The sequence below is a fragment of the Bradyrhizobium sp. Arg237L genome, from assembly GCF_029990105.1.
Classification (GTDB): Bacteria; Pseudomonadota; Alphaproteobacteria; order Rhizobiales; family Xanthobacteraceae; genus Bradyrhizobium.
This window is the reverse complement of sequence record NZ_JAQMIL010000286.1, coordinates 1-222: the sequence shown is the minus strand read 5'-3', so window position 1 is coordinate 222 and position 222 is coordinate 1. Positions and strand designations below refer to the sequence as shown.

The 222-nt window shown below is 59.0% G+C and carries 1 protein-coding gene; it reads left to right on the top strand.

Features of this window, described 5'->3' with window-relative positions; translation table 11 throughout:
* The coding region (locus tag OZ411_RS43320; protein WP_282532854.1) for a transposase at nucleotides 1–222 on the top strand (222 nt) is incomplete at both ends.

The window sequence follows — 222 nt, the reverse complement described above, 5'->3', positions numbered from 1 at the left end:
GTCGTCGGCTACAACGTACAGATCGCCGTGGACACCGAGCACCATCTGATTGTGACGCATGAGGTGACGAACAGCGGCTCGGATCGGGCGCAACTTGCTAACATGGGCAAGCAGGCAAAAGATGTTCTCCAGACGGAAACGCTCGAGGCTGTAGCCGATCGCGGCTACTTCAACAGCCCGGAGATCCTTGCGTGCCACGAGGCCGGCATCACAGTGACTCTG